This window comes from Paenarthrobacter sp. 10N417, from assembly GCF_056394745.1.
Map to the genome: position 1 here is coordinate 1 of NZ_JBFTIL010000033.1, position 13,203 is coordinate 13,203.

Here is a 13,203-nt window from a genome sequence, read left to right on the forward strand (position 1 = left end):
GCCGCCGCTCGTCTGCGTGAGCTGTTAGCGGGTGATGGGCTGATTCATATTCCTGGGATTCACGACCCCTTTTCGGCGCGAGTAGCCCAGGATCTAGGATTTGGCGCGGTTACCATCGGCGGTGGGGTTACGGTATCGGTCGCTTACCATGCGATTCCTGACATGACGATGATCTCCACCCGCGACATCATCGATGTGGCCCGGGGTATCACGCGGGTGATTGACATTCCGCTCATCGTCGATTTCGACGACGGGGGAGGCAACCCACTCCAGGTACGCCAGGCGGTGCAGATGGCGGAGGCTGCCGGTATCGCCGGCGTCATGATCGAGGACACGAACTTCGCCTACCCCAAGCACACGCCCCCCAAAGAGCTCGGGAACGTCATGCAGTTCAAAGACAATCACCACTTGACACGCGATGCGGCGGTCCAACGTGTTCGCGCCGCGGTCGAGGCGCGCCGGGATCCAAACACGGTCATCGTGGCGAGGACTGATAGTGCCCTGATATCGAAGGACGAGGCACTGTTGCGCATGCGGCTATTCGCTGAGGCGGGGGCCGATGTGATCAAGCCAACACATATCGAATGGGAGGATGCTGCCGAAGCTGTAGAGGCATCGTGCGGAGTGCCGGTGATGATGGTGCCCATCCGCTTCGGCAGCGCCACGCGTGAAGAGCGCAAACTCGCTGAAAAGAGCGGTGTGAAGATTCTGCTTGACCCGGTCCCTGTCTCGTACGCAATATACGAGGCAGCTATCAAGACGCTCACGGAACTCAAGCAAACCGGAATGGTGGACGCGGACTATTCGGACACGGCCAAGACCGTCCAGGAGACGATCCGCTACCGCGACTGGGGCGAGCTCGCGCTCCGTTATCGTGCCTCGGATGTCCCGCTGTGAGCCCGTTCACTTCATCAATACCTCAACCTAGGGAGGTCACAACCTTGCCATCAGCAACTGCCCCGCCTATCAGCTCCAAGGACCGCAGGCCCACCTCGGCGAAAGCGTGGGTTGCCATCGCGCGCTCCTTGGCTCCACTGGTGGAGTCTGAGGTGCCGCAGGCAGCCCGAGACACGATCATCACGCCGAGGGTCGTCCAGGCGTGGAAGGACGCTGGTCTCTATGGTGTTCTGCTGCCGGAGCATCTCGGTGGAGCGGGTATTGACGATCTGACCTATCTTGAGATCGCGGAAGAGATTGCCCGTCAGGACGCTTCCGCCGGCTGGGTGTATGCCAACCACCAGACAGGCACGATTTTCCCGGGGATCCTGCTGCCCGAAGAAGCGTTCCGCGAGCTCATTGGACCGAACGGTGATGGCATCGCTTGTGGCTCCGGTTCACCCACTGGGCCCTACGGTAAGGCGAAGCGGGTCGAGGGGGGCTATCTGGTCCAGACCGGACCGAGACCTTTCGGCTCAGGCTCGCAGTACGCAGACCGAGTGGTGGCTCGCGTGGCTCTGGTCGATGACAACGATATTCCGCGGCTTGACGACAAGGGCGAACCAATCGTCGTCTTCATCTGGGTCGACAGGAAAAATGTCGAGTGGCAGCACGATTGGAACGCGTCCGGCCTCGCGGGATCGGGTTCAGGATCCTACCGGGTTATACCGCACGTTCTTGAGGAAAAATGGATGGCCCTTGAGACTGTCCACAACTTTCCCGATGACCCGGTGTTCAACCAGGGCTTCTGGCAGATCTCAGGACTGCACCACTGTGGCGTCGGGCTTGGTCTGGCGAAGCGAATTCTCGAGGAGATCGCGAAGTCGACTCAGGGTCGACGCCGCGGTACCATTCCGGCCCTGGACGAGTATCCGCTGTTCCAGGCCGATTTCGTTCGTATCGAGTCACTTTATCAAGCCGCCCGTGCATTCGTTTTTGACGCATACCGCGAGGTGTGGAGTGCAACTATAGAAGGCCGCCTCACTGAGATGCATTCGATCCGCGTCGATCAGGCAGCGCTCTATCTCACTCGGATGCTGGAAGACATCTTGTCCACGGCATCGTTGTGGGCCGGTTCCGACGTGATTCCGAAGGATGGGATCTTCGCCCGCCTCAACGCCAATGCTCGCGTCGCGATGAATCATCTCCTCGTGGGCCCGCAACAGGCCGTGCACCTTGCGCCCGCGTTGCTCGAGGAGTGGCGAGGCCATGACGGGGTCTGAGCCGCCGTCGTACGGCACGGTCGATCAAGGGGAAAGTAGCATGAACCTCGCGAAGAATCACGACCCGGTCCACCTCCGGCATCGACAGGGCCCGCAGCGCCTCCGGGCCGAGGGCGTGCCGGTGGGCGTCCGAGCACCGCGGTGATCACCTACCGGCTTCAGCCCGGCGCGGACGTCCCGGTCCCGGAGAGCACTCCGGTCCCGGAGCCTGGTCCCGGACAGGTGGTCGTACGAGTCCGGCTGGCGGCGCTCAACAATAGCGACCTCGGTGTCGTCAAGAGATTGCAGAGCGGTGAGGTCGTGCCCGGCCGCATTCCGGTGTCGGACGGGCTGGGGGAGGTCGTTGCTGTCGGTGCAGGCGTGACCGAGGTTCAGGTGGGAGCCCGCGTCGTCGGCTCGTTCCACCAGACGTGGATCAGCGGACCTATGCTGCCGGAGCACCTCGCCGGCGCTCTCGGCGGCCCCCGCGACGGGGTACTCGCAGAGTACGTAGTGCTCGAGTCGCAGGGCGTCGTAGAGGTTCCTCAGGGAATGAATGACGATACCGCAGTGTCCTACCCCACCGCGGGCGTGACGGCTTTTTGTGCTACGCGGGCCGTACGCCCGGGTGACACCGTGTTGGTGCAGGGCACTGGAGGAGTGAGCCTGTTCGCTCTCGGAATGGCTCTGGCTCGCGGGGGACGGGTACTGGCATTGACTTCGAGTGCAGAGAAGCATCAGCTGCTGCGTGATGCTGGCGCCGCCGAAACCTTCGACCGCGCAGATGACCGCTGGCCCGAGCATGTAAGGGAGGTCACCGACGGTGCTGGTGTCGATCTCGTCGTGTCGATCGCTGCGGGGGACACCTTGACGCGATCGATGATGGCCACCCGCCTTGGCGGCCGTATCGATGTGATCGGCACGCTCGGGTTGCCGGCTGCAGAGGCTTCGCTGGTGATCCGTCGAGCTCTCACTTTGCGTGGACGTATGGTGGGCTCGGTCACCGACCTTGCCGAATCGCTCCGATTCGGCAGGGAGCACGAGATTCGGCCGCACATAGGGATGCGAGTACCGCACCACGAGATCGCCAGGGCATACAAGGCGCTACGCGCGAAGACGTACGTCGGCAAGATTCTCGTCAACTTCGACTGACACCCTAAGCCAATTACAGGAGGAACCGTGACCGTCGTCGCTACCTATACGTACGACAAGAACGCTGCGGATGAGCGTAAGAGGCTCCAGAAGGAGCACCTGGAATTCATCAGGGGCCTGGAGGATTCGGGCGAACTGCTAGCGGTGGGCAAGGTCGCCGATGCCTCCGTGGACATCCTCTTTCTGTTGAAGGTCGCCGACGCAGCGGAAGCGCAGAGTCTGCTTGCCGCGGATCCGTACAACCTTGCCGGTTACATCAGCAGGGTCACCGCGCACGAGTGGTCAGCTGCCACCGGAACTCTGGCGCCGCTCTGAGCAAGCGCTCTCGGGCCACGAGCCAAGGAAAGCCGGAGACGACAACAGCTGGGCCGAGGAGAGGAAAAATCGTGGAGAATACGAGCGATCGGGTCACTGTCATTGCCGGGGGCGCTATCGAACTTGGTCGGGCGTGTACGCTACGTGCTGCCAAGTCCGGTGCGACCGTCCTCATCATCGACGAGGATGAGGTACGTGTTCGGGAGGTAACGGGAGTGGTGACAATGCGGGGTGCGAATGCCGTCGGAGTTACGATGCAACTCGACGACCTCGAGGGCCTGCGTGACCTGCCAAATCGGCTTCCGGGCGGAATAGACCATGTAGACACGCTAATCAATTGCCAGTGGGTCGTGGACACGCCGGGACCGGTTTCTCGCATCGACATTGCGCTGCTGGAAAGGGTGGTGCGTGTCAATCTCACCGGGGCCGTCGTCCTCGCGCAGGTGTTCGCCGACCTGCTTTCTGCGTCGGCGGCAGGCTCGATCATCAACGTGGGAACCATCGACGGCCTCCAGGGGAACCCCACGGTGCCTGCGTTCTCCTCGGCCAAGGGCGGGTTAGTCGCTCTCACCCACGTGATGGCTCACGACTTCGGTAAGCGTGGCGTCCGGGTGAACTACGTGGCTCGATGCGCATCCATGGAGACGAGAGATTTTCTGGAGTACCCGGCGGGCGCCACGATCCCGAATTTCGAAGAGGCTTTGGCGAAGTACACGCCGCTCGGAAGGCTGGGGCGCCTAGATGAAACGGCAGCCGTCGTGGAGTTTCTCGCGTCACCTGAGGCCTCGTTCGTGAGCGGCTCAGTTTTCACCGTCGACGGGGGACGAACCGGGATCACTCCAGGAACAGGTCTGTCGTAGCCTCGAGCCTCACCCGTGGCAGGGTCTACACCGGGTTGTCGCGCTTGGCGATCTCTGCGGCTACACGAGCACTCGTCACTGCGCACGGTGAAGGCCAAGAGCGTGTGCCAGCTCTCGATACGACGCGACGGTGGGCGCTCCATCCGCAAGGAGCTGGATGGCAACGTGGTCGGCCCCGGCGGCGTGGTGGCCGCCCTCCAGCCGTTCGGCTACCCGGGCGGCGGTGCCCTGCAAGACAAGGTCGTCGATCAGCCGGTCGCTTCCGCCGTTGATCATCTCGTCCTCGCTGTAGCCGAGCGACAGGAGGTTGTTGCGGTAGTTCACCCGCTGGAGGTAGGGATCATCAACGAATGCGCGGCCGACCGCGCGGGTGATGCTTGGGTCGGAGCCCAGGACGACCTTCTGCTCGGGAGCGAGGAGGGGGAGTGGTCCCAGGAGATCCCGCGCCTTCTTCGTATGCTCCGGAATGGTGAGGTAGGGATGTGCTCCCAGTGACCGACGTCCGGATAGACGCACCATGTCGGGTCCCAGTGCGGCAAGGATGCGTCGATCGGACGGCACTTCGCCGGCGTCGAGACGGTCGAGGTAATGCTTCACTGCCGTGTACGGCTTGTCATAGACACTCTGGTTGGACTCGCGATGGCCGGCACCAATGCCCAGAACGAACCTGCCAGGAAAGCGCTGCTCGATTCGATGGAAGGCTGGGCCAACGGTGTCTGCATCTGTGGACCACACGTTGATGATTCCCGTGGCGATGACGATGTTGTCTGTTGCCTGCAACAGTTGCTCTACGAGGTGCAGTTCGCTATCCTTCGAGCCGCCGATCCACAGAGCCCCGAAGCCCAACGTCTCCAGCTCCTTCGCCAGGGCCGGTGTCCAGGTGTTTGCTACCTTCCACACCCCGTAGCGCTGAAGTTGATTTTTCATGAGTCTCCTTTGCTTAGCACTGCGCGTGAATCCGTCCCGCGCAGCAGTGCCTGAGCGTGGCGGGTGGCCTGCCGAGGGCTCGTTCAGAAAGCCATAAAGAGGATCTCTTCGCGCGAATACTCCCGGCCAGGGTGCTCGACGTGAAGGTGCTCTTTCGCCTTGGCTACAAGGTCATCTTCATCCGTCCCGTGAACGGTCTGACCGCACGGGCACTCCAAGGTCTTCTTCACAGTGGATACTCCTTCTGATCCGTCATTAAGGTCAGGGTGCGTGGTCAGAGACCTCGTCCGAATGCGGCGAGCGCCTCGTAGGCGAGGCCCATCCCTTGTAACTCGAGTGTCTGCTTCTTGATCGGCTGAACCATGAGGGAGCGCGTGAAGCGGAGCGTCGAATCCGATTTTTCGGCGATCCTGCGTGCGATCTCCCACGCGCGCTCAAGAACGCGCTCCGATGGCAGGACCTCCTTGACGAGCCCCCAGCGAAGCGCCTCCTCAGCAGTGATGACCTCTCCAGTGAGCATGTACGCGCGGGCGCGGTTTATGCCCAGCAGCATGGTCATCCAGATGTGGCTGCCATCGCCCGGCACCAAATCCTGGAGATCGAAGTGGGCGGAATCCTCGAAGGAGGCGGTCTCGGATGCGATCACGATGTCCGAATACAACGGCATTTCGCAGTGGCGACGGACGGGACCGTTGACCGCTGCGATCACGGGCACGGGGATGTCAAGCAGCGCATTGTTCATCTCGCGCTGGTTGGTCCAGGCAAGTTCTTCCCACACTGCGTACTCGTCGGCGAGGCTGCTCTGGCGGGTCAGGGTTCTACCTCCGGGAGCGTCGGCTCGCGGGCCGATGAAGTCTGTACCGGTGCCCGTGATGATCACCACCCGATTCGCGCGATCCAGAGCGATCTGCCGGAACGCGGCGGTGAGATCCCGGTGAACCGTTTCTCCCATGCGAAGGAAGTCGTTGTCCGAATGTAGCTGCACCAGGAGGATTCCATCCTCACCCCTGGTCAGTTTTATGTGCCGATAACTGTGTTGGTAATCGACGAACTCCGTCACGGCGAGCGACTCCTTCGTTGCTGTATATGGCACAGAAAACTGTGACGCGGAAACCAGGCTGAATACGAATCTAACACGTCGTGGGTCCGATTCCAATCAGTGGCCCTTCCTCGGTTGTTCCACCATACTGTCGTAAGCAGACTGACGGGGGTCGCGCCTGGAATTGTAGGATGCCGGGTTGTGCATGGTCGCGTGACAATCGTGCCGGGATGCTGTTAGCATCCATTGAATACGATTCTAGGATCCGGGCTCATCGGCGGTACTCACCACATCCACGCGAACGACAGCAGAACGTTACGGCGATGAGCGCATCGAGAGGGGACCACTGATGCCATCCAGCCAACTCACGTTGAGCGATGTCGAGCAACTGCAGGCGATCGAGGCCATCACGCGGATCAAGAGCAAGTATGCAAACAGCATCGATCACCGCCGCTGGGATGAGTTCGAGTCGCTCTTCGCTCCTGATGCGCAGATGGATGAGAGCGACTTCCCGACTGCCCGCAAACCAGGTTCAAATGAACCAGCCTCCAAGGCTGCGTTCGAGTATCTTGAGGCGGTTGCGCGCCAGGGCGCTGTATGGCCGGTTGTGGGCCGAGCCGCCATCCGTGCCACGGTCTCATCAACCCGGGAGGACCACGGCATGGTCCATCACATTTTCAACCCTGACATCGAGCTCACGTCCGATACCACTGCCACCGCAGTTTTCCGTTACGAGAGCCACCACTGGCTCCCCACGGGCGAGCCGGTGGCCTACATGCACAACTTCGGCACCTATCACGAGAGCTACGTTCGACTTGACGACGGACGCTGGTACATCAAAACACTTCGACTTGCCCGCCTGCGCGTGGAGTGCAGTTAGGCGCCAGCCGAAGGCTCTCTGGCGCGAACATCGCGTCGACCACTCACATGTGGTGCGCAAACATGCAAAATCGCCTCGCCTCTTGTCGATGCGAAACACACGGGAAAAACTGGCTGAAAGGGTAGTGAAGTGGGTAACAGGCTGGATGGCAAGGTCGCCATCATCACGGGTGGAGCACGAGGACAGGGCGAGGCTGAAGCACGACTCTTCGTCGCTGAGGGAGCGAAGGTCGTCATCGCGGACGTGCTCGACGATCCTGGCCAGGCGCTGGCGTCAGACCTCGGCGAAAACGCCCTCTACGTCCACCTGGACGTCACCAGCGAGGACGACTGGAATGCTGCGGTCGCTACAACCATCGAGCGATTCGGAACTCCTACGGTTCTCGTGAACAACGCCGGGATAACGCAGCACCGAACGATCGATCAGATGGTGAAGGAAGATCTGCTCAACATTCTATCGGTCAACGTTGTGGGCCCCTGGCTTGGCACCAAGGCGTTGTTTGATCCGATGCGGCGTGCAGGTGGCGGATCGATCATCAATATCGGGTCGACGAACAGTGGCCGTGGAGAAGCCGGAGGCACCGGGTACACCACCTCTAAGCACGCCCTGGCCGGTCTCACTAAGAGCAGCTCGATCGAGTTCGGGCCTTTCGGCATTCGCGTCAATCTTGTACTTCCCGGTGGCATCAAGACTCCGATGTCGGCGACCTCCGGATCCTGGTACGGCGCTGGCGTGCTGGATACCACCCCCACAGAGTGGGCCTTGCCTTTGCGGCGTTGGGGCCGGCCGGAAGAGATCGCCTACTTGGTCCTTTTCCTCGCCTCCGACGAGTCCAGCTACTCCACCGGATCGGAGTTCACAGCTGACGGCGGAATGACCGTCGATCATCCGGGCAGGCCCGCCCGGGCGTGGGTTGAACACCGCGAAGCACTCTTGGCCGAGCAAAATGCCGCGGTCGCGCTTTCAAGCCCGCCCTCAGAATAGAGTCGGGATTTCACTGCTCAAACACCACGTCCTCGATGGCCCTCTGCTCGCCAAGATTATCGAGGATGTGGTGTTTGGCGTTGGTGGCGATGACGGCATGGACGCTCCGCCGTCGACCGGGAGCACGACCCCCTGATGAGCATAAGCCAGTGGAATGTGCGGTCCCCTCAATGCGATTGCATCCGGACCCGCCGTGGCCACCAGGACCGTTGCCCCGGGATCTGCATGGTCGTGGCCACGACTAACCCATGGCATAACCAGGCCATAGCTGGGCCGGATAATGAGTTCTTGGTGCATCTCGACGGTTCCATACAGCCCCATGATTCGGCGCAGGAGTGAGGAGCGGTCCAAGCCCACCGGCATGAAGTCTCTAATCAAGATACGGCCGGTGATGGTTTCCCAGGTTGTTTGAAGCACAAACGTCGAATCTAGGTAGCGCCGATCAACGACGGCTGCGCCTCCATGGCTGGGAGCCAACAGCCACCGACCGTGATCGGCGGTTCCCACGAGTGCACAAAATAACCACGGAGAGTCAAAACGCGGGAAATAGAGCCAGTCCACGCTGCCGTTTCGTGAGCAGAGCGGCCCGGTTTGGAGGTCCGCAAGCAGCGCATAATCCTCTATGGGAGCAGCCATGGCTTCACTCAATCACAACTCAACCAGATCGGGTTAGGCCTCGAGGAATAGAAATTGTCAGCCTAAGCCCAAAGGGCATGGATGGTAGAGGCAAGGGGAAATGGCCGCCCAGCGCCCCCAAGCTTGAAGAGGGCGAGGCTAGAAAGAACCACTGCCTTAGCCAGCCATTCCGGCTTCATATTTCAGGGTAGAGAGCGCGTTTTGAACCATCTTCACGCACTTGTCGGTGGATATGCCTTCCTCCGAGTTGTCGAACGACAGCCACTGCAGCACCAGACCATTAGTCACTCCAACCAGAAGCCCCGAAAGATTCTCAATATCGACATCCAGTTCCTCCTCGGTTCTAACTTCACGAAGCAGCTGGGCGCAATTATCCAGGTACCGGCGGTAAACCCGCCTAGCCAAATGTTGGGAGTCTGAACTTCGCAAAGACCACATTGTGAGCTCGTAACTGGCGAGCTGCATGTCGCGACTGCTCTGAAACCACTTCATGAATGAACGCAATATATCTGCGACGCCCTGGTGAAGCCCCACTTCTTGCTGTATTCGTTCACCGACTCCAGCAAAACGGGCAGCTGTGATGGCTTCATAGACTGCATGGAAGAGATCTTCCTTCGTCGCGAAACAATAGTGGAGGCTGGCAGTTGGTAGCTCGGCCACTTCGGCGATGCGGCGAGTTGTCGCCCTGGCCACACCTTCCCGACTGATCACAGTAATGGCCGCCTCCACAAACTGCCTACGGCGGAAACTGACAGGCTGATGATCCTGCGGCATGCTGCCTCCTCGCTCACGCTTCTCCGAATTGCGGGATTCTGGAAATGCTCTAATTTCTTCCCAGCTTACTTGGACGCTTGGCCAATTTGATATGGAGATCTCCCTCAACTGGCAACAGGACAAAGTTTGGACAGCCCGGCGGCGCCGTCTCCCTAGCTGTTCCCTTCTTCAGGAGAAACAACGGAGCGCCACATGCTGCGGCCCAGCTTCGTCCCGCCCGCCCCGATCCGACGGCTCCGAGATCTGGCCCGGTACCGGATCGATCTGATCGGCACACGGACGGCGGAGAAGAAACGGGTTAAGAAACTTCTGGAGGACGCAGGGAGCAAACTTTCCGTGGTCGCCTCGGACATTTTCGGCGTCTCCGGTCGGGCGATGATGGCAGCGCTCATCGACGCTGAACGGAACCCGAAAGTCCTCGCGCAGCTGGCGCGGTCGAGCATGCGGAACAAGATCACCGAACTTGAGGAGGCCTTCACCGGCCCTTTTTGACGAGCACCCCCGCTTCCTTCTAGCCAGGATGCTGGCGCGGATCGATGGGATCGACGCGGACATCACCGCGCTTGAGGAGCAGATCGAGGCGCAACTGGCCCGTTTCGCATGGGCGGTGGAACGCCTCGATGAGATCCCGGGCATCGGTCTCACCGCCGCCGCTACTGTCCTGGCCGAAATCGGGGTCGACATGTCCAGGTTCCCGACCGCGGGGCACCTGTGTTCCTGGGCGAAGTTTTCCCCGGGTATCAGTTCGGCCGCGGGAAAGACCAAAGGCAACGGCTCGACCGGACGCGAACCGCTATATCGCCCGTACGTTGGGCGAAGCCGCCGTCGGTGCCGGCAGAACGGATACCTTCCTGGGTGAACGTTACCGAAGGATCGCCCGGCGGCAGGGCAAGAAACGCGCCATCGGCGCCGACCACTTCACCCGCCACACCGACCCGGACACCAAAAAAAGCGGCCACGTCTGCGACCCGAAGGCCTCGGCTACACCGTCTCCCCGACCCCTGCAGCCTGACTCCCATTTTCAAGACCACCGGAAGCCCTGTCTCGCCTCCGGATGCCCACCCACGCACCGACCAGAGGCAGGTCATCTCATCTCCGGACTAGACGGCGGCTCGATGACAAACTCTTAATCGCTTGATCAACCGTGCAGTGCTGCCGGCGCTGGGGTGATGAGCTAATTCCTGAGAAGCCGGTGACCTAGGGCATGAACCGGCGAAGAGTTTTTGGTAAGAGTTCTTGATCACATGGCCGAGTTGGTACTAGACTTGGTCGTGTGATCAAGGTTACAACCGGGGCTGAAAGGAATTCGTCAGCATGACACGACAACAGGCCTATGCAGATTGTCCTTCGGACTCTTATGTGGAGTTCTATGGGGCGAGTGGCTGGTCATCCCGTTTGCCCGGTTGAGCAAACATCCTTTTTCACCTGCATGCCTGGCGGGACCCGGAATGCGCGTCGTTGACTTAGCCTTGATCCACCGATCCGCGGTTGGTCCTGATTGATTTCGGGCCGCGTTGAATGCGCTTCACAAACACGACCGATGCGGCACTCGCCGTCCGCGAACTTCCCTGAGAGGTGGTGCGCCGATGCGCATAACCGCGGTGGATGGCGGCTGATCGACCCGCCCGAACACAAAACTAGAGAAGGAGCGACCGGATGATCGACTGGAAAACGATCGATAATGGTCTACTAGACCCGAATTTCTATGTTGGAACCGACTACCATGCCGCGTTCACGCAGATGCGGGACGAGGACCCGGTCCGCTGGGTTCGGGACGAACGCTACGGCAAGGATTACTGGGCGATCACGCGGCACGAAGATGTGAGCGAGGTCCTGAAAAATGCACACGACTTCAGCTCCCGCTGGAACAGCCGGATACCGCTCACCCCGAAGCGGGTTACCCCTGAAGAGCGACACAAACGGGGGGTCGACGTGCGGATCACCGAATTGGATTTTCCCATGCATGACCTTTACCGTCGGCCGATCAACAAGCATTTCACTGTGCCGCAGATCGAAAAGATGCGGCAAGGGATTGAGCAGATGGTCGACGACATTATCGACTCGATTGCAGCGAAGGGGGAGTGTGATCTCGTCGAGGACATTGCCGCGGCGCTCCCGACGAGGGTCACCCTTGAAATGGTGGGGGTGCCGAAGGAGGACTGGGATTACATTACTGAGGCGTCATGGCAGTTTATGTCATCTGGTCACCCGCGTTGGATGATCGACAATGACCCTGTAAAAACTTACGACCTCGGTCAGCAAAAGCTACTGGATTACTGCACGAAACTTGCTCTGGATCGCCGAGAGAATCCGAAGGACGATTTCGCAACCATAATCGGTGAGCTAGAGATTGATGGTGAAAAGCTCAGCATTCATGAGATGAAGAGCTGGTTTGTCGCACTCATTGGGGGTGGGCTGGAGACCACGCGTAACGCCGTAGCGGTTGGCCTGTGGGAGCTCATGAGGCAGCCTGAGCAGCGTAAAATGCTCGCCGAAAATCCTAGTCTGACGAGTAGTACCGTCGAGGAGATTCTTCGTTGGGTTACACCGACCAAGAACAAGTTGCGCATCGCGAGCCGAGACTTCGAGTTCCGGGGCAAGCGGATCAAGCGCGGGGATTGGGTTGGGTGTTTTTTGGTTTCGGCTAACAGGGACGATCGAGTGTTCGACAACGCCCAGGAGTTCGATATCCGAAGAGACCCGAACCCTCACTTGGCGTTTGGTCACGGGCCGCATGTGTGTCTTGGCCGTCCGCTGGCGCGCATGGAGCTCGCGACGATCGTTCCACGCGTGCTGAAGGCGTTTCCCGACATGCATACCACTGTCACAGGGCCGGCTTGGCTGGCCGACACCAGCGTCACAGGGTTCACCGAACTGCCCGTAGCCTACACACCCGTGCGTGTTCCGGCGCGCACAAGAGCCTGAGGAGGCCAAATGACCAGCATCATCCAGTTCCGTATTCCGACCGGTGAGGTTCGCAAGGTCGACGCGGCCGACGGGGAGACCGTCATGCGGGCCGCTCTGTCCCAGGACATCCCCGGCATCGTCGGTGAATGCGGAGGCGAGTTGACGTGCGCGACCTGTCACGTCCACGTCACCCCCGAATGGTTCGATCAACTGGAACCGGCCTCGGGAGATGAGGAGGACATGCTCGAGGTGCTGGACGACCGCACCGAACACAGCAGATTGTGCTGCCAGATCCGGATCACCCCTGACTTGGACGGAATTGAGGTCGCAGTGCCGGAGCACTGATCTCTGAAAGCCCATCCACACAGTCGTCAACGACGCGCCGGTTGCCTCCAACTGTTCGCGAGTCGTTGGTGAGGCTCCGGGCAGCCCCGGGAAGACGAGGGCTGCGAGAGTCTCTTAGCCTTGATCCACCGGAACGGGCTATCGGCCAGTGCCGAAGAGGCGCGACGGAGCCCTGTCCACCTCGGCCCCCTGCACCGTCGCGACTGCGGCGACGGGGCCCTCGGCAGGAGTTTGCCTAACCTATTA

At 60.5% G+C, this 13,203-nt stretch carries 16 protein-coding genes; 11 read left to right on the forward strand and 5 right to left on the reverse strand.

The window, feature by feature from the left end:
• The 5 genes from AC1DCM_RS25375 to AC1DCM_RS25395 form a co-directional block, all read left to right on the forward strand.
• Positions 1–897: isocitrate lyase/PEP mutase family protein (locus AC1DCM_RS25375; protein ID WP_477520148.1), on the forward strand; the 897-nt coding region annotated here is incomplete at its 5' end.
• 152 nt (positions 898–1,049) lie between these two features.
• Positions 1,050–2,159, forward strand: coding sequence for an acyl-CoA dehydrogenase family protein (locus tag AC1DCM_RS25380; RefSeq protein WP_477520149.1), 1,110 nt, complete (start codon positions 1,050–1,052; stop codon positions 2,157–2,159).
• Positions 2,160–2,300: 141 nt separating this feature from the next.
• The gene (locus tag AC1DCM_RS25385; protein ID WP_477520150.1) at positions 2,301–3,290 is read left to right on the forward strand and encodes a zinc-dependent alcohol dehydrogenase family protein; all 990 of its coding nucleotides are present in this window, start codon (positions 2,301–2,303) and stop codon (positions 3,288–3,290) included.
• Between the two features lie 27 nt (positions 3,291–3,317).
• On the forward strand, positions 3,318–3,605 hold the full coding sequence (locus tag AC1DCM_RS25390) for a YciI family protein (protein ID WP_477520151.1): 288 nt from the start codon (positions 3,318–3,320) through the stop codon (positions 3,603–3,605).
• 71 nt (positions 3,606–3,676) lie between these two features.
• On the forward strand, positions 3,677–4,465 hold the full coding sequence (locus AC1DCM_RS25395; RefSeq protein ID WP_477520152.1) for an SDR family NAD(P)-dependent oxidoreductase: 789 nt from the start codon (positions 3,677–3,679) through the stop codon (positions 4,463–4,465).
• A gap of 75 nt (positions 4,466–4,540) precedes the next feature.
• Here the strand turns inward: AC1DCM_RS25395 and AC1DCM_RS25400 are convergent, their stop codons facing one another.
• The 3 genes from AC1DCM_RS25400 to AC1DCM_RS25410 form a co-directional block, all read right to left on the reverse strand.
• Complete coding sequence (locus AC1DCM_RS25400) at positions 4,541–5,392, reverse strand: TIGR03620 family F420-dependent LLM class oxidoreductase (protein WP_477520153.1); 852 nt, start codon at positions 5,390–5,392, stop codon at positions 4,541–4,543.
• An 83-nt stretch (positions 5,393–5,475) separates the two neighbouring features.
• A complete protein-coding gene (locus AC1DCM_RS25405; protein WP_477520154.1) occupies positions 5,476–5,622 on the reverse strand; it encodes a DUF1059 domain-containing protein in 147 nt (48 codons plus the stop codon).
• A gap of 44 nt (positions 5,623–5,666) precedes the next feature.
• Positions 5,667–6,452 (reverse strand): enoyl-CoA hydratase/isomerase family protein, encoded by a 786-nt coding sequence (locus AC1DCM_RS25410; protein WP_477520155.1) that lies wholly within the window; start codon positions 6,450–6,452, stop codon positions 5,667–5,669.
• A 328-nt stretch (positions 6,453–6,780) separates the two neighbouring features.
• Between AC1DCM_RS25410 and AC1DCM_RS25415 the strand changes: the two genes are divergently transcribed.
• The gene (locus tag AC1DCM_RS25415) at positions 6,781–7,311 is read left to right on the forward strand and encodes a nuclear transport factor 2 family protein (RefSeq protein ID WP_477520156.1); all 531 of its coding nucleotides are present in this window, start codon (positions 6,781–6,783) and stop codon (positions 7,309–7,311) included.
• 129 nt (positions 7,312–7,440) lie between these two features.
• Complete coding sequence (locus AC1DCM_RS25420) at positions 7,441–8,295, forward strand: SDR family NAD(P)-dependent oxidoreductase (protein WP_477520157.1); 855 nt, start codon at positions 7,441–7,443, stop codon at positions 8,293–8,295.
• On the opposite strand, the gene AC1DCM_RS25425 is transcribed toward AC1DCM_RS25420, so the two are convergent.
• Together AC1DCM_RS25425 and AC1DCM_RS25430 are read right to left on the reverse strand one after the other, a co-directional pair.
• Positions 8,287–8,931 carry a trehalase-like domain-containing protein gene (locus tag AC1DCM_RS25425; protein WP_477520158.1) on the reverse strand — a complete coding sequence of 215 codons (645 nt, stop codon included), beginning with the start codon at positions 8,929–8,931 and terminating at the stop codon, positions 8,287–8,289. The two genes, AC1DCM_RS25420 and AC1DCM_RS25425, sit on opposite strands and share 9 nt — an antisense overlap.
• A gap of 156 nt (positions 8,932–9,087) precedes the next feature.
• Positions 9,088–9,705, reverse strand: a complete 618-nt coding sequence (locus AC1DCM_RS25430; RefSeq protein WP_442006845.1) for a TetR/AcrR family transcriptional regulator — start codon at positions 9,703–9,705, stop codon at positions 9,088–9,090.
• 192 nt (positions 9,706–9,897) lie between these two features.
• Here AC1DCM_RS25430 and AC1DCM_RS25435 point away from each other — a divergent pair, with 192 nt between their 5' ends.
• From AC1DCM_RS25435 to AC1DCM_RS25450, 4 genes are all read left to right on the forward strand, one after another.
• On the forward strand, positions 9,898–10,197 hold the full coding sequence (locus tag AC1DCM_RS25435) for a hypothetical protein (protein WP_477520159.1): 300 nt from the start codon (positions 9,898–9,900) through the stop codon (positions 10,195–10,197).
• Positions 10,169–10,564 (forward strand): transposase, encoded by a 396-nt coding sequence (locus AC1DCM_RS25440; RefSeq protein ID WP_477520160.1) that lies wholly within the window; start codon positions 10,169–10,171, stop codon positions 10,562–10,564. The genes AC1DCM_RS25435 and AC1DCM_RS25440 overlap by 29 nt, the downstream gene beginning before the upstream one ends.
• A gap of 797 nt (positions 10,565–11,361) precedes the next feature.
• Positions 11,362–12,630, forward strand: a complete 1,269-nt coding sequence (locus tag AC1DCM_RS25445) for a cytochrome P450 (protein WP_442006847.1) — start codon at positions 11,362–11,364, stop codon at positions 12,628–12,630.
• A gap of 9 nt (positions 12,631–12,639) precedes the next feature.
• On the forward strand, positions 12,640–12,957 hold the full coding sequence (locus AC1DCM_RS25450) for a 2Fe-2S iron-sulfur cluster-binding protein (RefSeq protein ID WP_286138863.1): 318 nt from the start codon (positions 12,640–12,642) through the stop codon (positions 12,955–12,957).
• The last annotated feature ends 246 nt before the right edge of the window (positions 12,958–13,203 follow it).